Annotated in this window: 15 protein-coding genes; all 15 read right to left on the bottom strand. The window is 60.0% G+C overall.

The window, feature by feature from the left end; translation table 11 throughout:
- Positions 1–244 precede the first annotated feature (244 nt).
- Entirely contained in the window at positions 245–1,360 is a 1,116-nt protein-coding gene (gene ribD, locus PAB09_RS07410; RefSeq protein ID WP_271033071.1) for a bifunctional diaminohydroxyphosphoribosylaminopyrimidine deaminase/5-amino-6-(5-phosphoribosylamino)uracil reductase RibD, read from the bottom strand.
- Entirely contained in the window at positions 1,360–2,043 is a 684-nt protein-coding gene (rpe, locus tag PAB09_RS07415; protein ID WP_271033072.1) for a ribulose-phosphate 3-epimerase, read from the bottom strand. Before rpe ends, ribD begins: the two co-directional genes overlap by 1 nt.
- Positions 2,044–2,248: 205 nt before the next feature.
- On the bottom strand, positions 2,249–3,829 hold the full coding sequence (locus PAB09_RS07420) for an RsmB/NOP family class I SAM-dependent RNA methyltransferase (protein ID WP_271033073.1): 1,581 nt from the start codon (positions 3,827–3,829) through the stop codon (positions 2,249–2,251).
- Positions 3,826–4,767 (bottom strand): methionyl-tRNA formyltransferase, encoded by a 942-nt coding sequence (gene fmt / locus PAB09_RS07425; RefSeq protein WP_271035326.1) that lies wholly within the window; start codon positions 4,765–4,767, stop codon positions 3,826–3,828. Before fmt ends, PAB09_RS07420 begins: the two co-directional genes overlap by 4 nt.
- 147 nt (positions 4,768–4,914) lie before the next feature.
- Positions 4,915–5,430, bottom strand: coding sequence for a peptide deformylase (def, locus tag PAB09_RS07430; protein WP_271033074.1), 516 nt, complete (start codon positions 5,428–5,430; stop codon positions 4,915–4,917).
- A 554-nt stretch (positions 5,431–5,984) separates the two neighbouring features.
- Complete coding sequence (locus PAB09_RS07435; protein ID WP_271033075.1) at positions 5,985–8,030, bottom strand: primosomal protein N'; 2,046 nt, start codon at positions 8,028–8,030, stop codon at positions 5,985–5,987.
- A gap of 64 nt (positions 8,031–8,094) precedes the next feature.
- Positions 8,095–9,327 carry a methionine adenosyltransferase gene (gene metK, locus PAB09_RS07440; RefSeq protein ID WP_271033076.1) on the bottom strand — a complete coding sequence of 411 codons (1,233 nt, stop codon included), beginning with the start codon at positions 9,325–9,327 and terminating at the stop codon, positions 8,095–8,097.
- A 334-nt stretch (positions 9,328–9,661) separates the two neighbouring features.
- Positions 9,662–10,945, bottom strand: a complete 1,284-nt coding sequence (gene coaBC, locus PAB09_RS07445; RefSeq protein WP_271033077.1) for a bifunctional phosphopantothenoylcysteine decarboxylase/phosphopantothenate--cysteine ligase CoaBC — start codon at positions 10,943–10,945, stop codon at positions 9,662–9,664.
- 365 nt (positions 10,946–11,310) lie between these two features.
- Positions 11,311–11,589 carry a DNA-directed RNA polymerase subunit omega gene (gene rpoZ / locus PAB09_RS07450; RefSeq protein ID WP_271035327.1) on the bottom strand — a complete coding sequence of 93 codons (279 nt, stop codon included), beginning with the start codon at positions 11,587–11,589 and terminating at the stop codon, positions 11,311–11,313.
- A 64-nt stretch (positions 11,590–11,653) separates the two neighbouring features.
- Positions 11,654–12,226 (bottom strand): guanylate kinase, encoded by a 573-nt coding sequence (gmk, locus tag PAB09_RS07455; protein WP_271033078.1) that lies wholly within the window; start codon positions 12,224–12,226, stop codon positions 11,654–11,656.
- Between the two features lie 3 nt (positions 12,227–12,229).
- Entirely contained in the window at positions 12,230–12,553 is a 324-nt protein-coding gene (gene mihF, locus PAB09_RS07460; protein WP_271033079.1) for an integration host factor, actinobacterial type, read from the bottom strand.
- Positions 12,554–13,165: 612 nt separating this feature from the next.
- Positions 13,166–13,993 (bottom strand): orotidine-5'-phosphate decarboxylase, encoded by an 828-nt coding sequence (pyrF, locus tag PAB09_RS07465; protein WP_271033080.1) that lies wholly within the window; start codon positions 13,991–13,993, stop codon positions 13,166–13,168.
- 307 nt (positions 13,994–14,300) lie between these two features.
- The gene (gene carB, locus PAB09_RS07470) at positions 14,301–17,642 is read right to left on the bottom strand and encodes a carbamoyl-phosphate synthase large subunit (RefSeq protein ID WP_271033081.1); all 3,342 of its coding nucleotides are present in this window, start codon (positions 17,640–17,642) and stop codon (positions 14,301–14,303) included.
- A 22-nt stretch (positions 17,643–17,664) separates the two neighbouring features.
- Positions 17,665–18,813 carry a glutamine-hydrolyzing carbamoyl-phosphate synthase small subunit gene (gene carA / locus PAB09_RS07475; protein ID WP_271033082.1) on the bottom strand — a complete coding sequence of 383 codons (1,149 nt, stop codon included), beginning with the start codon at positions 18,811–18,813 and terminating at the stop codon, positions 17,665–17,667.
- A gap of 152 nt (positions 18,814–18,965) precedes the next feature.
- Positions 18,966–20,318, bottom strand: a complete 1,353-nt coding sequence (locus PAB09_RS07480; RefSeq protein WP_271033083.1) for a dihydroorotase — start codon at positions 20,316–20,318, stop codon at positions 18,966–18,968.
- Between the last annotated feature and the right edge of the window lie 44 nt (positions 20,319–20,362).

Raw genomic sequence — 20,362 nt, forward strand, 5'->3', positions numbered from 1 at the left:
AGCCTCATGGTGTCGAAGGCAGGTACCGATTTCTACTAATACGCTATTTGCTCACGCTGTAACGTGATTTTCGCCACCAAAAATGGCCGCGATCTCCGAAGGCCGTGGCCATGCACGCGGCATGCAGAAGACACCTTTACCTATCTCACGCCTAAGACAACGCCACTGCCACCTTTTTATTTCACGGTGAATGCTTGGCCAATAGGGGTGAAAGTCATTGGCAACACCGGGAAAGTCTATGGCCTCAGTGTGCGTAGGAGCTTCGCCCATCGTTGACAGCGGCAAGAAGGCTCATCACATCCTGGCCAAGAACCTGAGTATGGATCCGCTCGAAGCGCACGATCTCAGTCATGCTTTGTGCGTAAGGCCATGTGGATAGACTCTTTCCCCGCCCCAGCAAGGCTGGGGCCTGATAGTCCTGGACGAAATCAACGAGTCCTTGTTCGAAAAATGAGCTCACCAGTCCGGCACCTCCTTCGACGAGAACATCCCTGGCACCCGTTTCCCACAGCATTTGCAAGGCTTGCTCGATCGTTGAGGCATGGATAATGCTCGTGCCGTCGGCCATTCCTAGGTGGAACTCGTGTCCTAAGGTGCGCGTACCGATCACCACCCTCACAGGCTGGTGCTCGTACAGCGTGCCGGCGGCTGCCTCAGCCGTATCATATCCGCGGCGCGCGCTCAGCCTCGGGTTATCCGCCACCACGGTCCCGGTACCCACGATGATCGCATCGCGCTGGGCACGGTCATGGTGTACGAAGGCGCGCGCCACCTCACCGGTGATCCATTGGCTGGTTCCGTCTGGGGCTGCGATGTATCCGTCGAGGGTGTGCGCCCATTTCACCGTCACCGAGGGGCGATGATTGCGGATGGAGGCAAGCCAGTATTGCAAGGTTGGGACGGTGACACCGATAAAGGTCACCTCAACCCCGTGTTCTCTCAAAAACTCGGCACCACCTTGCGCCTGCGGATTCGTGTCGGCAGTAAGGTAGAAGACCTTCGCGATCCCGGCCTCCAGCAGCGCGTGGCTGCATGGGCCGGTTCGCCCCGTGTGATTGCACGGCTCGAGAGTTACGGCTATAGAAAGGCCTTCAGGAGAGATTCCCTTTTCGGCAAGCTGGGTCAAGGCATTGATTTCAGCATGGGCTCCGCCAGCCGGAGCAGTCGCGCCCACCGCGAGCACGCCCCGCGCATCAAATAGTGCTGCGCCCACCGGCGGATTCGGGCTCGTGTTCCCTTTTACCTCCTCTCCTGCCTCAAGTGCCGCCAAGACCGCAACCCCCACGGTTGCACCCCAGGTGGCTGAGACTTCGGCAACGAGCGAGGAAAAGTCCAGCCCTGGAGCCTTCTGCTGCGTCATTATGCCAGGGTAGCTAGTTCGCGCAAGGTGTCCACGGCATCGTTGGGCACCTCGGCACCATAGACGGCAGACCCTGCGACGAAGGCATCACAGCCGGCGGCTGCGGCGGCCTCGATGGTCGAGGCGCTGATGCCGCCGTCGATCTCGATGATCACATCCAGTCCCCGGGAATCGATCTCCTTGCGCAGGGTGCGAACCTTATCCAGCTGCTCCGGCATGAACTTCTGTCCGCCAAAACCGGGCTCCACGCTCATCACCAGCACCTCGTCGAACTCGTCAAGGTCGGCGAGGTAGGGCTCGATGGGGGTTCCGGGACGCAGCGAAAATCCGGCCTTGACCCCTTGGGAACGCAGGTAACGCGCGAGCGAAAGTGGATCATCGGTTGCCTCGACATGGAAGATGACGCAATGGGCACCGGCGTTGATGTAGTTGTCCACCCACTTTTCCGGGTTTTCGATCATCAGGTGCACATCCAGCGGCTTATCGGTGTGGCGAGACACTGCCTTGGTGATATCGGCGCCGAAGGAGAGGTTGGGGACGAAGTGCCCGTCCATGACATCGACGTGGATCCAGTCTGCATGCGAGACTGCCTCGAGCTCGCGGTCGAGCCGGGAGAAGTCAGCAGCAAGGATCGAAGGGGAGATGATGGGGGCGCGACGCCCAGTGGTCGAAGCGTTAGTCATGGGTCATAGTCTACAAGTTTCACCCTTGACTATTGCCTAGACTATTTGCTTACCTACCCCATTTCCGCCCGCCCCTGGGCGCACGGTGGCTATTTCGTTACCGCGGCATTGCTCGCTTGCCGACGCCCGCAGGGCCGATGACGGCGACGCGTCGTGGCCGTCGGCAAGCAAACACTGACGCAAGCAAGCAGGCAGTAGCCCGCCGCTATTTCTTGCGCAGGACCGCGAAGAACATCGCATCCGTGCCGTGCCGATGCGGCCACATCTGAATGGACTTGTCCTCACCGGCATCAGGCAGGTTCGGCACCAGCGCGTGGGCATCGAGTTCCTCGACGGGAAAGTTTTCCAGAGCATAGTCAACGATCCCGCGGGTCTCGCGCAGGTCCGGGGAGCAGGTGGAGTACACGACGACACCACCGGAACGGGTGAGCTCAATCGCGGACGACAGCAGTTGTTTTTGCAGCTTGTTGAGCTCCGCGATGTCGGATTCCTGCTTGCGCCAGCGCGCCTCCGGACGCCTGCGTAAGGCACCAAGACCCGAACAAGGTGCATCGACAAGCACGCGGTCGAAGCCGGGTTCGAGCCCACTGTCACGTCCGTCTGCGTGATGGACGCGCACGGGAAGCCCGTTGACTGACTTCTCGATCAAACGCGCACGATGTTCTTGGATCTCAATGGCATCGACGGTGGCCCCATCGATACGGGCTAGACACCCTAAAAGCGCCGCCTTGCCGCCCGGTCCGGCACACAAATCAAGCCAACGGCCATGATCTTCCCCGGTTACCGGCGCCTCGACGAGACTGCGTGCAATGAGCTGGCTCCCCTCATCCTGCACGGCGGCTAATCCCTCGCGCACGGGGTCAAGCTCACCGGGATTTCCGGAGTCAAGATAGACGGCATAGGGCGAATACTGCCCTTCCTCACCGCCGGTGATCAACGCCAGCTCCTCGGCGCTGATTTCGCCTGGACGCGCTACGAGGTGTACCTTCGGCCGCTGGGAATCAGCATCCAAAGCTCCCTCGAGCTCAGCAAGGCCGAGGATCTTGGCGAAGCTGCGTGCAATCCATTCGGGATGGGCGTGACGAAACGCTAGCGCGGCTATTTCGCCAGCCGGCTCGAGTGTTTCCAGCCACTGTTCTGGCGTCTTGCTCGTAACCGATCGCAGGATTGCGTTGGTAAAACCTTTCGCTTGGCCTTGTCCGATATCGGCGACGATGCGCACTGAGGTATCCACGGCCGCGTGTGGCTCGACGCGGGTGTAGAGCAGTTGATAGGTGCCCAGGCGCAACGCTGCCAGCACTCCCGGATGGATCGAATCCAGTGGGCGGGAGGAACAGGCGGCAAGCACCGCGTCAATGACCCCTTGATTGCGAAGGGTGCCGTAGGTCAGCTCCGTAGCGAACGCGGCATCCCGGCGCTTGAGGCCTTCTTGATTCAAAAGCTTGGGCAAAGCGAGGTTGGCATAGGTGCCTTCCTCGTTGGCGCGGAAGATGACATCAAAGGCCACCGCACGCGCCAAGTCCACATCGATGAAGATTCCGCGCAGCCCGTCGGGAAGCGGTTTGGCGCCGCCGGCCCGCTTGTCGCGATGCTGTGGACGGCGCTGGGTGTTCGGCTGTGAGCCGTCCCGACGCTGCTGATCGCGTTTTCCGGCGCCGCTACCACGGTTGGACTTGGACCGGGATTGTTGGCTGCGCCCAGCCCCCCGCGAAGCCTGAGAGTTTTTCGAGGCAGCTTTGCTGCGGGAACGAAAGCCTCCCGCGTTCTCAGTAGGCTGATTGCTCATTCGAAGATCACTCCCTCGGTCTCGTGCAAGCCCCGCGCCCAATCGCTGGCCTGCATCCGCTTCTTTCCCTGCGCCTGTACGTCCCCAAGCTCAATATTGTTACTTCCCGTGCCGACCACGACACGCTTCTTCTCTACCCGCACGTGCCCTGGGGCCAATTTCTCGCCGGGATCGTCGCTGATGGTGATCGGGCCGACCTTGAAACGCTGACCTGCAAGCTGGGTCCACGCCCCCGGCACCGGGGTCACCGCCCGAATGTTTCGCTCGATATGGGCCGCGTCCTTGTGCCAATCGATGCGAGCATCCTCGACGCTGATCTTGCCCACATGGGTTGGTTCACCACGTTGTGGCTTCGGCGAAACGGTCCCATCGGCAATGCGATCCATCGTCTCCCGCAGCAGCACCGCGCCTTTAAAGGCAAGCGTGGTCAGTAGCGAATCCACGGTATCCGTAGCGCTGATCGGTTGCTCCAACACCCCGTAGACCTCGCCGGTGTCAAGCCCTTCATCAATGCGGAAGGTTGAGGCGCCGGTGACGTCGTCTCCGGCAGCGATGGCGGCCTGCACGGGGGCTGCGCCACGCCAGCGCGGCAGCAGCGAGAAATGCAGGTTGATAAAGCCTTCGGGCACCATATCCAGGATGTCACCCGGGATCAGGTTCCCGTAGGCAACTACTGGAACGCAGTCCGGCGCAAGCTCACGCAACCGGGCGCGAAACGCCTCGCCGTCCGCTGTACCGCCCTTGAGCGTGGCCGGTGTGAGGACTTCAATGCCCTTGCGTTGAGCCAACGCCGCCACCGGCGAGGGATGCAGCGTTCGACCGCGCCCCTTCGGGGCATCGGGGCGGGTAAGGACTGCGATGACCTCGTGTTCGCTGGCGAGCAGTTCTTCTAGTGCTACCACCGCAGGTTCCGGAGTACCGGCAAAGATAAGGCGCATGTATGTCTTCTTCGTCTTGGATGAAAGGTACTTCACGCGTGCCCAGCTCCCCGGGGATTCCAGACGGGCACGGACGCCAGAAGGCGGGACACGTTTTGCTTGTGCACCAAAGTCTAGCTTCTCTGGGGGTATCCCGGGCTTCGCCGCCTAGTGCTCGCTGTTAAACCACTCGGAACGACGGATGGTGGCCATCGCTTCCTTGCGAGCGTCTTTTTCCAGGCGGCGAAGGAACAGAACCCCGTCGAGGTGATCAGTCTCATGCTGAATACACCGCGCCATCAGACCGGAAGCAACCATGGACACTGGGTTGCCGTGCAGGTCCTGCCCCGACACCTTCACGGTAGCAAAGCGGGTGGTCTCAGCCGAGATATCCGGGATCGACAAGCACCCTTCGGGCCCCGTCTGGGTTTCCTCACCGATAGCCTCCCACACGGGGTTGATGATGTGCCCGCGTAGGCCGTCTTCCACATGGCTGCAGTCATAGACGAAAACCCGACGCAGCACGCCGACCTGATTGGCGGCAAGACCCACGCCGCCGGCGACATCCATCGTCTCCAGCATGTCTTCTACCAAGGTCTCCAGTGTGTGATCGAACTCGGTGATTTCCTCGGCCCTCGTGGTAAGCACCGGATCGCCAAAAAGCCGGATATCCAAAACGGTCATCTGTGTCTACGACTCCTCTCGAAAATACTGACATTCCTCGGGCAGTTCTGCCCCTACCTTCGGCCGCATACGCCCTACGCCACGTGGTTTCAACAGCAAGCGGTCACATGCGCACTCCCCCGCCTCAGGCGGGTGAGGAACAGATCGGCGTAACGCTGTCGCTGTTGGCCAAAACAAAACGTAACTAGAAAAGCCTACACACATTGCTTTCCGTGCGCCGTGGCGGACCCCCACAGCGCCAGCCCGCACGGCTTGTATCCGATGCTTAAGACCATTCCGGTTTCATGGGCATTCTCATAGACAGCGACAGCAGTGAATTCACTTCTACCTCGGTTTCCTCAGAAGTGGCTCCGTTTCTCCGGGCACCATTGTGCAACAAGAATCGCTCGCGGAAATTCCTTACCTTTCAGGCTGGGTACCCACATTCAGTCTTCCGGTTGCCAACGGCCAGTGCTTTCCGACGTCCACAGCTCGCCTTCCCCCGCACGAATTATTGGTGGTAAGTGTCCAACAGGAAACGTCGGAGAGCACGAAGCAACAGCGACTGCACACCGCTAGCCAATGGTGATGGGATCTACCTGAACGCGCAGGGGTAGCTGGTCCTTTTTTGCGGCCCGCGCCACCAAAGCGTTCTTGAGCAAGGTACCCAATTGTCCGCGTGGTCCCAAGGGAGTGCGGATAAGCACCCTTTGCGGCGGACCAAATTGGGACTCATCGTACTCACCGGGCAGCTTGACGCCTGGAGGCAAATCAACCGGCCCCAAAATCTCCGCGTGGGGCGGCAGCTCCACCTGCGCGAGGAAAGCATCAATCGACGAGTTTGCTCCGTCGATCGCAGCCACATGAGCTGCCGGCGGGAAATGCACCTCCCGCCGCGCAGCTAGTTCCGCCTTGGCCTGGCCAACTGGGTCGTAGCGGATCAATGACTGCACCACTGCCAGCCCCGGATCAGCAACAATGACCACTTCCCCGCCCCGGTTGCCAGGACAAACCTGAGAGGCAACGTGCATCCATTTCGAAAAAGCATCCTCGGTGGCCCGCAGATCTTGGCGCCCCAGAAGCGCCCACGTATCGAGCAAGACGGCCGCGCCATACAGGTCACCACGGACCCTGGGCTCGGCGCCGGGGGTGGCCACAACAATGCGTGGATGCGCATCAATCTCATCTACGATCCTGTTGCCTCCGCTGGTTACCACTGGAACCTTCGGGAAGGCACGCCCAATCTCCTCCGCGGTGCGGACCTGTCCCACCACCACAGCACGGATCTTGGTTGACCCGCAATGCCCACAGCTATGGTGGCTATCGGGCCGTCCGCACCAACCGCAGGTAGGCACCGAAGCCACCACCGCCGACGCACCTGACCCAGCTGATGGCGCAGGCGGGATCCCTAAAGGACCATTGCAATAACGACACCGCGACGGCTGACGGCAATTGGCACAGCTCAAGGTGGGCATATACCCCTTGCGCGGGACCTGGATCAAGACCGGCTCGCCTCGATCGAGGGCAGTCCTAAGCGCCCAAAATGCAGCTCCCGGCATGCGCGCATATCGGGCTTGCGGGTCCCGCTCTAAAGCCTTATCCGAGTCGGCGGCAGCGTGGATGTAGGGCATCCGGGTGCGGATAGCCTGCCTCGACGCTACCAAGTCATGCGCCCAACCCGATTCCACCAATAGCTGCGCTTCTGCGGTACGTGAGGAAGAGCAAATGAGAAACGATGACTTTTGCTGCACCGAGCGGGTAGAAAGTACTTCTCGGGCGTGCACATAGGGTGCGCGTTGCTCAACGAGGTTGTCATCACCATCGTCTTTGATGATGCATAACGCGAGGTTTTCCAGTGGAGCGAATGCGGCACTCCGAGTACCGATAACGATGCGCGCCTGACCGTGGAGTACGCAACGAAAGCGCCGATACCGCGCCTGAGGACCCAGGCCTGCAGACAGCTCCGTTATCTGTTTCTTCGACACATGCGCCTCGAGTGCCTCCGATAAGGCGTTGACATCTCGCTGGTCAGGGACGACAACCAAAACGCCCTTGCCATCGATGGCTACCTTTGCCGCAAGGGCAGCAACCCCTTCGGCCCAATCATCACCAGGGGCTAGTTGCCACACCGCCCTCGCCGTGGAACCGGCCAAAACAGCATCCACGAACGACTGCCCGTGCGCATACCCGGACCAGATAGACAGATCCGGTTCCTGCGCACTACCGAGTTCCTCCCATGGAGTGTCTACCGCGGAGGCTTCCGCCTGTGCATGCCGAGGCGGGATGGCAAGGCGAATGAGATCCGAAGTAACCCCCGCGTACCGGTTTGCCAGCGAGGAGATGAGCGTACTCATGAAATCCGGCAGCACGACCTCGGGCGAGATTACTTTTTCGAGGTATTTGAGTTTGTCCCCATGCTCACTGGTGGCCACACGATCAAGCACGATGGCATCGGCCAGCCTGCCAGCAAAACGGATCCGCACCCTCACCCCGCGCTGTACCGAAGAATCTTGACTACTATCCACGAGGTAGTCGAAGGGGCGATCAAGGTGCGCTATGCCCAATAAAGGCAACACCCGTGCCACCGGCAGCGTGCTGGCGGGTTCACGGGTGTTGGTCATGCAAGCGATGGTACATCACGGCTGCGACACGAAGGATCACTGCTGGTGCCCTCGAATTCTACGACTAGTCGAGGTTGAGCTCGGCACGCAATGCGCCCGCGCGATCCGTGCGCTCCCATGGCAGATCCAGGTCGGTGCGACCGAAGTGGCCATAGGCAGCCGTTTGGGCATAGATCGGGCGGAGCAGGTCGAGCTCGCGGATGATGGCCTTCGGCCGAAGGTCGAAGACGGCCTGCACTGCTTCTTGAATGTGCGAATCTGTCAGCCCATGCTTGGCAGTGCCGAAGGTCTCAACATAGAGTCCAACCGGCTTGGCGCGCCCGATGGCATAAGCGACCTGGACCTCGGCGCGATCTGCGAGATCGGCAGCCACGATGTTCTTCGCGACCCAGCGCATGGCATAGGCGGCGGAGCGATCCACCTTGCTCGGATCCTTGCCGGAGAAAGCACCGCCGCCGTGGCGAGCCATGCCACCGTAGGTGTCCACGATTATCTTGCGGCCGGTCAGGCCCGCATCACCCATCGGGCCACCGAGAATGAAGGAGCCCGAAGGGTTGACCAGAAGGGTGTAATCGGTGCTCAGGAACTCCTTGACACCGGCATCCTCCAAGACCCACTCGACCACGTTGGTGCGGAGCTGTTCGTAGAGCCATTCCTGCGTGCAGGTTTCGTCATGCTGGGTGGAAACGACGATCGTATCCACCGCGCGAGGGCGGCCCTCGTCATCGTATGCAAGGGTCACCTGAGTCTTGCCGTCTGGGCGAAGGTGGTTAACGATGCCCTCCTTGCGCACCTGGGTCAGGCGACGCGACAGGCGATGCGCTAAGTCAATAGGCAGGGGCATAAACGAATCAGTCTCATTGGACGCATACCCAAACATGAGTCCCTGGTCACCAGCGCCGGCCTGGTCGTCCTCGTCGGCCTGCTCGCCGGAACGAACCTCCTGGGAGTTGGTTACTCCATCGCCAATTTCCTGGGATTGTTCACCGATGGCAATGTTGACGCCGCAGGTGCGACCATCGAATCCCACATCGGAGGAGGTAAAGCCGATTTCAACCAGCTTTTCCCGAACAAGCTTGGGGATTTCAACATAGGCCGAGGTGCTCACCTCGCCCACCACGTGGACCTGTCCAGTGGTAACTAAGGTCTCAACGGCGACCCGGGCGTGCGGGTCCTTTTCGAGCAGGGCATCCAGGATTGTGTCTGAGATGGCATCACAGATTTTGTCGGGATGTCCCTCGGTCACGGATTCACTGGTGAAGAGGCGGAAAGCAGTCGCCTGGGAGTTCAAAGTCACGTCGTAATTCCTTCGAAAGACAATGGATGGGAACAAGTAGCGACATGCGCGCCACACTGAGGTTTGTTTGCCCTATGAGTACTCGAACACTTGCTGGTGCCAGTACCGGTAAGGGTGCGCGGCGGATCAGCCATCACCACGCTGTACCTCCAGAACAAATTAGACCAAGCTGTCTAAAATTGCAAGTTTGCTTAGTTCAGTCGAGATTCCAGGATCCACCCCGCCAGCTAACCTCACCCGCCTGACCACGCGTTTCGGCGATAAACAAATTAATCCAACTGTCGCCACAGCAGGATCATTGGAACACGATGCGGCACACCACGGTGTCGCTTATTTACCTAGTGACGCGATGCGACTCGATGGCTTCAATAATTTGTGCTGCTACCTCGGTTTTGGAACCAGCAGTCACGGTGAAGACCTCACCAGTTGCCGACACCAAGAATCCCTCGTTGACGGATTGACCGAAAACCTTGCCCCCGGACACGTCATTGCACATCAAAAGGTCGCAGCCCTTCTTCACGACCTTTTGCTTGGCAAAATCGAGCACACTGTGTTCATCGTCGCCTGTCTCGGCGGCGAAGCCAATAATCGTGGCAGACTCTTTTACTCCACCGCTGATGCGTGCCTGCACCAACTCCCTTAAAATGTCTGGGTTTTCAACCATGTGGATGGTGCTGAGTGACTCTTGGGCATGCCCCTTCTTCAACTTGGAGGCAGCGGGGTTTTCTGGGCGGAAATCCGCCACGGCAGCGGCCATGATAATCACATCAGCGTCTGCCGCATGCTCGAGCATCGCTTCTCGCATTTCTCGCGCGGAAACTACCTTGTGGACGAAGGCACCGCTGGGTGTTTCCAGGTGCTCAGTAGCGCCAGCAACAATGGTAACCTGTGCCCCCTTGTGTGCCGCGATTTCGGCGAGGGCGTAGCCTTGCTTGCCCGAGGAACGATTGCCGACGTAGCGCACCGGATCAATGGCCTCTTGTGTGCCGCCTGCGGAAATGAGGACCTTCTTGCCTTCAAGAGTTCGCTCGAGTGGGTAGCCCGCCGCGCGGGTGCGCGCCAGGGCGGCGATCTGGGAAGGCTCAGGCAACCTGCCCGGTCCGGTATCCTTTCCCGTCAAACGTCCGTGCGCAGGTTCGAGCACCGTGATGCCACGCGCACGCAATGTGGCCACATTGGCTTGGGTGGCTGGATTCATCCACATTTCGGTGTGCATCGCTGGCGCCAGCACCACCGGACAGGTAGCCACGAGAAGTGTGGCCGACAGCAGGTCGTCGCCGCGACCACTAGCAACGCGTGCCATGAAATCAGCCGTGGCGGGTGCTACCACTACGAGATCAGCGGTTTGGCCAATCTTTACATGGCGCACCTCATCAACGGCATCGAATACGGTAGTAGACACAGGGTTGCCGCTGAGGGCCTCGAAGGTAGCTTGCCCAACGAACTTCAACGCCGACTCAGTGGGAACCACCCATACATCGTCCCCAGCCTCTTTGAAGTCCCGAATCAGGTGGCACGCCTTGTAGGCGGCGATTCCACCAGCCACACCAACAACAACTTTTCGCGGCGCTGACTTTTCTACCACTGCGTTCACTGCGGGTACCTCCACTCCTGCCATACTTTCCCCTTTCATGATTGCGCTGACCCAGCTTCATCTCAACCCTGTCCACACGCACACGCGTGTGGTACCCGTTAGGGTCTCGACTACCCTTCGACACCGTGTGTTCCGGCGTTGGTTACGCACGTGGGGACAACTTAACGTGGCTGAATTAGCCAGCTACGCAACCAAGCCATTGTACGTGAGCACGCGACCTTGTCGGGGGTTTCAAAAAGGAGTAGCCCCGACACCCCTACTCCTTGGCCGAGGTAAGGATAGGAAAAATGCGTCAAACCCTCGTGTCCACAAGTAGCGGTTACTTCTGGACACGAGGGTTTTTGTCGTTGCACTAGTTGTTCAGGTTGCCAACCTTAGTATTAGTAGCCTTAACCTTCTTCGTGATCGAGCAATCCAGCCTCGATCTCGCGCAATGCGATCGACAGTGGCTTTTCCTGACCCACCGGAGTAACCAGTGGGCCCACAAACTCAAACACACCGTCATCGGCTTGCTGATAGTAGCTGTTGATCTGTCGAGCACGCTTGGCCGCAAAAATGACCAAGGCGTACTTCGAAGAAACGCGCTTCAGCAATTCATCGATCGGTGGAGCGGTAATGCCCGTTGGCGGATCAAATACGCCGTCGTTGCTTTCGTTGACGTCAGTCACGTTACTCACAGTCACCTTTTCTTCAAGCTTATTTTTTGGGGAAGCATGGTTCCCGGAAGGGATTTTAGCGCCCAAGCAGGATGTCACGGATAGCCGCGACCGTATCATCAACGTTGTCGTTGACAACCACATAGGTGAACTCATCCTGTGCGGCGAGTTCGTGTCGAGCAGTTTCAAGACGCCGCTCGATGACGTCCTCGGGTTCCGTTCCACGGCCGGTGAGGCGCTCCACGAGCACCTCCCATGACGGTGGGGCCAGAAAAACAGTTGCGGCCTCTGGCTTTAGTGCCGCGACATTGCGCGCACCTTCCAAGTCGACCTCTACGAGCACCGGGCGCCCCTCCATTATGGCGTCCTCAACGGGCGCGGCAGGGGTGCCGGATCGTTGCAACCCACCGTGAATATCTGCCCATTCGAGCATTTCTCCACGATCGATCTTTCTCTGGAACTCTTCCGGAGTCACGAAGAAATAATCCCGTCCGTCTACTTCACCCGGGCGCGGGGCCCGAGTTGTCATCGAGACGCTGAAGTATAGATTGGGTACCTCTTCGCGGAGGCGACTAACCACGGTGGATTTTCCCACAGCAGAAGGCCCAGCCAGAACTACCAGCCTGCCGTTTTGGTTATCGCCCGACACTGATTAATCCTCCGAGAAGCCGAAACGCTCGAGCAGAGCGCGACGCTGACGGTCACCCAGACCGCGCAGACGACGGGTCTGAGCGATCTCCAGCTCCTCCATGATCTCCTTGGCCTTAACCTTGCCAACCTTAGGAAGGGACTCGAGCAGCGCGGAGACCTTGGTCTTGCCGATGATCTCGTCGGTGGAAGCCTTGCCAAGCACCTCCTTGAGGGTGATTTCGCCGCGCTTGAGCTGCTCCTTCAGCTCTGCACGTGCCTTGCGGGCCTCGGCAGCCTTAGCAAGGGCTTCCTTACGCTGCTCATCAGTCAACTGGGGAAGGGCCACGGGGTTCCTCCGATTCAAAGTTCTTATTAATTACGGGTTTGACGTGTTACACGCCGAGAATCAACCATACACACCTGCGTCAAAACAGACAGCTCCAAGACGATGTGCGCTTGTCTCATCCAATCAAGGATCAGGATTCCGCAACTGCTAGGTATTCCGTTTCCGCTTTTAAGCTGGCACTGCCGCCACCTCACGTTGCACCACCGATTCAAGGCAATGGACAATAACAACGATAAGGGCAACGAAGACGCCAACCTAAAAATCTATTGAAATCCAGGCCATGTATGAGCGATTTCCGCCTAGTGTACCACTGATTGACAAAAGTCTAGGTAAAGGGGCATAAATTATCCAAACCCGCAGGTCGCACCCTCAACAACGACCTGCGGTTTTAGATTCGAATAACACCGTGGTAATTAAACCAGGTTCTTAAGAATCACGCCCCTCCCATGTGCCCACACCCCATCGTGGCAACGTTCATTGCTGCGGTTTCCTCCCCAGGAAGCGAGGTTTGGGAAAACCCACCCGGTGACGACAAAGTCATCCGGGTGGGCAAGTTATTAACCAGGGCTTATTACATCCTCGAAGCTGCTTTTCAGAGGGCGTATCGGGTCTTTATTTGAATTCCTGACCTGCTAGTTCGACAGCTTCGCTGAGCGCCGTGACGCTCGGGCCTTGCTTCAAAATAGCCCGCGAAATGTTGGGGAATCCGAGTTCTTCGACTCCCCGGGTCAGTCGAGCTACGTCCGCGGCGGTTGCCCCCTGCGCACCCACGCCGGGCAGCAAAATGGGACCATTGAGCGCGGACAGCTGCGGCGGTGTGGCAAGAGTGGCGCCAACCACGACGCCGACATTGCCATAGTGCCCGCCATCGAGTTTGTTTTGTGCATTGGACTGTGCCACGGCATCGACGATTTGCTGCGAAATGGAACGTCCCTGCGCATCGACCTGATCTTGAAGCGCGCGGGCTTCAGGATTCGACGTCGCAGCGAGAACAAACACACCGCGATTGTTCTTCATCGCAAGCTCCAGCACCGGGGTCAAAGAACCGTATCCCAGATATGGCGATACGGTAACCGAATCCGCTGCCAGCGGGGATGCGGGATCCAGCCAGGCCTGGGCATAACCGGCCATCGTCGAGCCGATGTCGCCTCGTTTGGCATCGGCCACAGTCAAGGTGCCGGCGGAGCGAAGCTCCGCCAGGGCGTCTTCGAGGATGGCAAAGCCGGCGGAGCCATAGGCCTCATAAAACGCCACCTGCGGCTTGACCAAAGCCACCTTTCCTTTGAATGCTTCTACGCAAATGCGAGTGAACTCCGCCAGCCCGCGCGCATCATGGCTAAGGCCCCATGCCTCCAAAAGTCCTGCGTGCGGGTCGATTCCAACGCACAGCCGGCCATGCTTTTTACCTGCCTTAACGAGGCGATCACCGAAAGTCTCCATAAATTTTTGCCTTCCCGGCGCACTCAGAATACGAGTCCGCCTTTAATAATGTGACATTTCTTTAATAGGCTGCACGGCAGAACCAGTTCGTTCGTCGTACGGGCTCGGTGCTTTTCGACGCCAACCAGCTAGGGATACATGCCTAAACGATGCGGCGCGTAGTCGACGTCGGAAAGCAATCTCAACGCACTTCCAGCGCCTCACTATGGATGATCATTGCGGCCTGACCCCACGATCGTGAAACGTCGGGGCCCTTGTGCTGAAACGGCTGTCGCGAGTACTCGCGACAGCCGTTGGACTCATGCCTTTAAGCGGAGTGATCCAGCTCCTGCAAGGCGCGGACGTTGATCTCACCCTGGCGCAGAGCTTCGATGCCTTGCACCGCAGCGGTAACACCTTGCACGGTGGTGACCAAGGAGACACCCACATTGACTGCGGCTGCGCGAATCTCATAGCCATCATGGCGGGCGCCCGCCGAACCGGCTGGGGTGTTTAAGATCAGGTCAACCTCACCGGCGTTGATGAGATCCACGATGGAGCGCTTGCCGCTTTCGGTACCAGCGCGGGTCTCGCTCTGCTTGGCCACGGTTTCACAGGTGACGCCGTTACGGCGCAGCATCGCGGCCGTGCCGGAGGTGGCAAGGATCCGGAAGCCCATGGATGCCAGGCGCTGGATCGGGAAGATGAGCGTGCGTTTGTCGCGGTTAGCCACGGAAACGAAGACGGTTCCCTCGGTAGGCAGCGGGCCGAACGCACCCAGCTCGGCCTTGCCGTAGGCGGCGCCGAAGTTGTCAGCCAGGCCCATGACCTCACCGGTGGACTTCATCTCGGGGCTGAGCAGGGTATCCATCATGCTGCCGTCCGGGCGACGGAAGCGGTTGAACGGCAACACTGCCTCCTTGACCGCGATCGGCGCATCCAGCGGCAGGGAGCCACCGTCGTAGTCGGAAGGAATCAGACCCTCCTCGCGCAGCTGCGCGATGGTGGAACCGGTCATGATGCGAGCAGCTGCCTTGGCAAGATGCACGCCGGTGGCCTTCGAGACGAAAGGCACGGTGCGGGAGGCACGCGGATTCGCCTCGATGACGTAGAGAATATCGTCCTTGAGGGCGTACTGGACGTTCATGAGGCCCTTCACACCGATTCCGTGGGCCAGAGCCTGAGTCGAACGACGGACGTTTTCGATGTCCTCTGGGCCAAGCGTCATTGGCGGCAGCGCACACGCGGAGTCGCCAGAGTGAATGCCGGCCTCCTCGATGTGCTCCATCACGCCCGCCAGATAGACCTCTTCCCCATCGCACAAGGCGTCGACGTCAATCTCGATTGCCGAGTCAAGGAAGCGGTCGACGAGCACCGGGTGGTCCGAGGTGATCTCGGTAGCACGCTCAATGTAGTCCGCCAGCGAGGCCTCGTCGTAGACGATTTCCATGCCACGACCGCCCAGAACGTAGGACGGGCGCACCAGCACCGGGTAGCCGATGCCCTTGGCCACGGCCTTTGCCTCCTCAAAGGTGGTGGCGGTGCCGAAATCAGGCGCGGGAAGCCCCGCCTTGTGGAGCACCTCACCGAACTCGCCACGGTCCTCGGCCAGGTTGATGGCCTCCGGGGTGGTGCCGATGACCGGAACACCGGCATCGCGCAGCTTCTCGGCAAGACCCAGCGGGGTCTGGCCGCCGAGCTGAACGATCACGCCAGCCACGGTGCCGGACTGGGACTCAGCGTGGTAGACCTCCATGACGTCCTCGAAGGTCAGCGGCTCGAAGTAGAGGCGATCTGCGGTGTCGTAGTCAGTAGAGACGGTCTCCGGGTTGCAGTTGACCATGACCGTCTCATAGCCGACGCGGGACAGCTCGAGGGCTGCGTGGACGCAGGAGTAGTCGAACTCGATGCCCTGACCGATGCGGTTCGGGCCGGAGCCCAAGATGATGATCTTGTCCTTCTCGGTCTGCGGACGAACCTCGGACTCGGCCGCGGGGTCAAGCTCATAGGCTGAATAGTGGTACGGGGTGGTGGCCTCGAACTCGGCGGCACAGGTGTCCACGGTCTTAAACACCGGGCGGATGCCCAGCGACCAGCGCAGGCGACGCACGCCATCCTCACCCGCAAACTCCGGGCGCAGGGCGGCGATCTGCCGGTCGGACAAACCAAAGAACTTCGCGCGGCGCAGCAGCTTTTCGTCGAGCACCTTGGCATCGACAAGCTCGGCGCGGAAATCGACGAGTGCCTGAAGCTCCTCCAGGAACCACGGGTCAATGCCGGAAGCCTCGTGGACCTGCTCCACGGTGGCTCCCAGGCGCAGCGCCAGCTCAGCGTCGTACATGCGACCTTCGGTTGGGCGGACGAGGTCCTTGAGCACGGCGTCGACGTCATGGGCGCGCTCGCCTGCGAAGGACTCATCCGGTACGGTCCAGAAGCCAGCCTGCTTGTTCTCTAGGGAGCGCAGGACCTTGTTGAGCGCACCGATGTAGTTGCGGCCCAAGCTCATTGCCTCGCCCACGGACTTCATCGTGGTGGTCAAGGTGTCGTCGGCGCCGACGAACTTCTCGAATGCAAAGCGTGGAGCCTTGACCACGACGTAGTCCAAGGTCGGCTCGAAGGCCGCCGGAGTCACGCCGGTGATGTCGTTGGTGATCTCGTCGAGGGTGTAGCCGATGGCCAGCTTGGCGGCGATCTTTGCGATCGGGAAGCCGGTAGCCTTGGACGCGAGTGCCGAGGAGCGGGACACGCGTGGGTTCATCTCGATGGTGATCAGACGGCCGTCATTGGGGTTGACGGCGAACTGAATGTTACACCCGCCGGTGTCCACGCCCACCTCACGGATGATGGCGATGCCCTGATCGCGCATCTTTTGGTACTCGCGGTCGGTCAGCGTCAGCGCTGGGGCAACGGTCACGGAGTCACCGGTGTGCACGCCGAGGGCGTCAACGTTTTCGATCGAACAGATGACCACCACGTTGTCGGCGCCGTCGCGCATGAGCTCGAGCTCGTATTCCTTCCAGCCGAGGATGGACTCCTCGATGAGCACGTTAGCCTCCGGCGAAGCGGCCAGGCCGCCGCCGGCGATGCGATCGAGATCCTCTTCATTGAAGGCAAGACCAGAGCCCAGGCCGCCCATGGTAAACGAGGGGCGAACGACGACGGGCAGGCCGAGCTCGGCCACGGTCTCGTGTACCTCGTCCATGTTGTGGCACACGCGGGAGCGGGCGGACTCGCCGCCGATCTTGGCCACGATGTCCTTGAACTTCTGGCGATCCTCGCCACGCTCGATGGCCTCGATGTCGGCGCCGATCAGCTCCACGCCATACTTCTTCAGCGAGCCCCGGCGGTCGAGCTGGATCGCTGCGTTCAAAGCGGTCTGGCCACCGAGGGTAGCCAGAACGGCGTCGATCGGGTGGCCCTGCTCGATCTCCTTTTCGAAGATCTTTTCAATGTATTCCGGCTGGATCGGCTCCACATAGGTGTGGTCGGCGAACTCCGGGTCGGTCATAATGGTCGCCGGGTTGGAGTTGATGAGGGTGACTCGCAGCCCCTCCTCCTTGAGCACCCGGCAGGCCTGGGTACCGGAATAGTCGAACTCGCATGCCTGGCCGATCACGATGGGACCGGAACCGATAACCAGGACGTGGTTGATGTCAGTGCGCTTTGGCATAAGTTTCTTCTAGCTCCTGGTCTTACTTGTTCGCAGCCTTGACGGACTGCATGAGTTCAATGAACTGGTCGAACAGTGGGTTGGCATCGTGCGGGCCGGCGGCGGCCTCCGGGTGATATTGCACCGAGTAGGCCAAACCATTCTTCAAGGCCACACCCTCGACTGTTCCGTCGTTGAGGCAGGTGTGGGTGACCTGGGCGGTGCCAAACGGGGTCTCGAATTCCTTGCCAGCCTCACCCTTGAGGGCGAATCCGTGATTCTGGGCGGTGATGTCGATCTTGCCCGTCACATGGTTAAGCACCGGCACGTTGATGCCGCGGTGGCCGAACTTCATCTTGTAGGTTTCCAGCCCGAGCGCGCGACCCAAGATTTGGTTGCCGAAGCAGATGCCGAACAATGGCAGCTTCGCGGCAAGGATCTCGCGAACGATGCCCACCATCACATCAGCGGTGGCCGGGTCGCCAGGACCGTTGGAGATGAACACGCCATCCGGGTTGAAGGACTGGATCTTTTCGTAAGGCGTATTAGCGGGAACGACCACGGTCTTGATGCCGCGGGCGGCAAAGTTGCGCGGGGTGTTCGTCTTGATACCCATGTCGTAGGCGACCACGGTGAAGGTTGCCTCGCCAACCGGTTCCACGACGTAGGTGTCGTCGGTGGAGACTTCGATAGCAAGATCGGATCCGGCCATAGACGGCTGGGACTTCACGATTTCAAGGAGCTCCGCATCGGGCTTATTCGCATCCTCGCCGGAGAAGACGCCTGCGGCGATGGAGCCGAAGTTGCGCAGGTGGCGCACGATGGCGCGAGTGTCAACGCCGGAGATTCCGACGATGCCCTGGGCAATCATCTCATCTTCGAGGCTGCGCTTGGCGCGCCAGTTGGACACGCGGTGGGACAGGTCGCGGATCACAAGGCCCGCCACCCAGATCTTGTCGCCGTGGGACTCGCCGTCCTCATCATTCCACCCGGTGTTGCCGATCTGCGGGGCGGTGGCCACGACGATCTGACGGTGATAAGAAGGGTCGGTCAAGGTCTCCTGGTAACCCGTCATGGCGGTGGTGAACACTGCCTCACCCAGGGTGGTGCCGGTGGCACCAAAGCTTTCTCCGCGGAACACGCGGCCGTCTGCCAATACGAGGACAGCTTCCGAACGGGGTTTGGACGTCACTGCGTCGCCTTTCTGCTGATCTTTGTGGATCGAATCTCTTGAAAGAGTTTCTTGCTCTGCGCCCACATGAGCGAGTGCATATTATTTTGTTGTCTTATTATATTGCCGAAGGGGGCGGCTGTAGAATCCACAGTCGCTGCCCCATCACGGCACTACACGCGCGGGCTTGCGGGCTGGCCGTTCTCACAGGTCACACGGCCCCGAAGCACGGTGGCCACGACCTTAGTGTCAAACTCCATACCTTCGTAGGGCGTGTTGTTTGCCTTCGAGGCCATCTCCTGGCCACTGACGACCCAGCTCTCACCCTCCTTAACCACGGTCAAGTTTGCTGGCTCCCCCACCTCGATGGGGCGGCCGTGGCCAGGCAGGCGCACGATCTGCGCAGGGCACTCGCTCATCACCTTTGCAACGAATCGCCAATCGGCAAGACCCGGCTTGACGAAGATGTCGGCGATGATCGCCAGCGAGGTCTCCAGCCCGATCATGCCTGGGCGGGCGTGCTCAAACTCGCAGCACTTGTCTTCGGAGCCATGCGGGGCGTGATCGGTGGCAACACAGTCGATGGTGCCGTCGAGCAACGCGTCACGCAGGGCGATCGTGTCGCGCTGCTCACGCAGGGGTGGATTGACGCGATACATGCCGTCATAGGTCTCGAGGCGCTCGTCGGTCAGCAGCAAGTGGTGCGGAGTGACCTCGGCGGTCATCGGGATATCGTGCTGCTTGGCCCACTTGAGCAGCTCCACGGTGCCCTCGGTCGAGGCGTGGCAAATGTGCATGCGGCTGCCATAGTCGCGGGCCAAAATGGCATCGCGGGCAACGATGGACTCTTCGGCCACGCGTGGCCAGCCGCGCAGACCGAGCCGAGCAGCAACCTCGCCTTCGTGGGCGGAGGCGCCCTCGGTCAAGCGTGGATCCTCGCAATGCTGTGCCAGCAACACATCCAAACCGCGAGCGTATTCAATAGCCCGGCGCATAATTAGGGGATTGTCCACGCATTTTCCATCATCGGAGAACATGCGAACCTTCGCCTCTGAACGGGCCATCATGCCCAGCTCCGTAATTTGCTTGCCCTCCAAGCCCTTGGTGATGGATCCGACAGGGTGCACATCGCAGAGGTTGATGTCTTGCCCCTTGTGCCAGACGGACTCAGCGATGATCGGCTGGTCCATGACCGGCTGCGTGTTTGCCATCGTAAACACAGCGGTAAATCCGCCCTTGGCCGCAGCAGCCGAACCCGTGGCGATCGTTTCTGTGTCTTCCCGACCAGGCTCGCGCAGGTGAACGTGCATGTCCACCAGTCCCGGAAGTAGCACTCCTCCTTGTCCGTCGACGTAGCGGTCGGCTTCTAAGACCTCGGTGCCAATCTCGGTGATAACACCGTCAGTCACCAGCACGTTGATTGGATCTCCCTCTCCATAGGGACGAACGTTGGTGATGAGGAGGGAACCTGACTCTACTGGCGCTAAGTGTCCGGTGGCTGGGTAGTTAGTTTCGTTGTTGGACATCGGTGTGATCCGTTTCCTTCCTAGTCCAGTTCTTGAATTCCGGG

This window comes from Corynebacterium sp. SCR221107, assembly GCF_027886475.1.
In the GTDB taxonomy this organism is placed as follows: domain Bacteria; phylum Actinomycetota; class Actinomycetes; order Mycobacteriales; family Mycobacteriaceae; genus Corynebacterium.

What these genes read in the sequence shown, in the direction of transcription:
- ribD (WP_271033071.1), bottom strand. Translation starts at nt 1,360, where the DNA reads ATGACGCAGCAGAAGGCTCCAGGGCTGGACTTTTCCTCGCTCGTTGCC.
- rpe (WP_271033072.1), bottom strand. Translation starts at nt 2,043, where the DNA reads ATGACTAACGCTTCGACCACTGGGCGTCGCGCCCCCATCATCTCCCCT.
- PAB09_RS07420 (WP_271033073.1), bottom strand. Translation starts at nt 3,829, where the DNA reads ATGAGCAATCAGCCTACTGAGAACGCGGGAGGCTTTCGTTCCCGCAGC.
- fmt (WP_271035326.1), bottom strand. Translation starts at nt 4,767, where the DNA reads ATGCGCCTTATCTTTGCCGGTACTCCGGAACCTGCGGTGGTAGCACTA.
- def (WP_271033074.1), bottom strand. Translation starts at nt 5,430, where the DNA reads ATGACCGTTTTGGATATCCGGCTTTTTGGCGATCCGGTGCTTACCACG.
- PAB09_RS07435 (WP_271033075.1), bottom strand. Translation starts at nt 8,030, where the DNA reads ATGACCAACACCCGTGAACCCGCCAGCACGCTGCCGGTGGCACGGGTG.
- coaBC (WP_271033077.1), bottom strand. Translation starts at nt 10,945, where the DNA reads ATGGCAGGAGTGGAGGTACCCGCAGTGAACGCAGTGGTAGAAAAGTCA.
- pyrF (WP_271033080.1), bottom strand. Translation starts at nt 13,993, where the DNA reads ATGGAGACTTTCGGTGATCGCCTCGTTAAGGCAGGTAAAAAGCATGGC.
- carB (WP_271033081.1), bottom strand. Translation starts at nt 17,642, where the DNA reads ATGCCAAAGCGCACTGACATCAACCACGTCCTGGTTATCGGTTCCGGT.
- PAB09_RS07480 (WP_271033083.1), bottom strand. Translation starts at nt 20,318, where the DNA reads ATGTCCAACAACGAAACTAACTACCCAGCCACCGGACACTTAGCGCCA.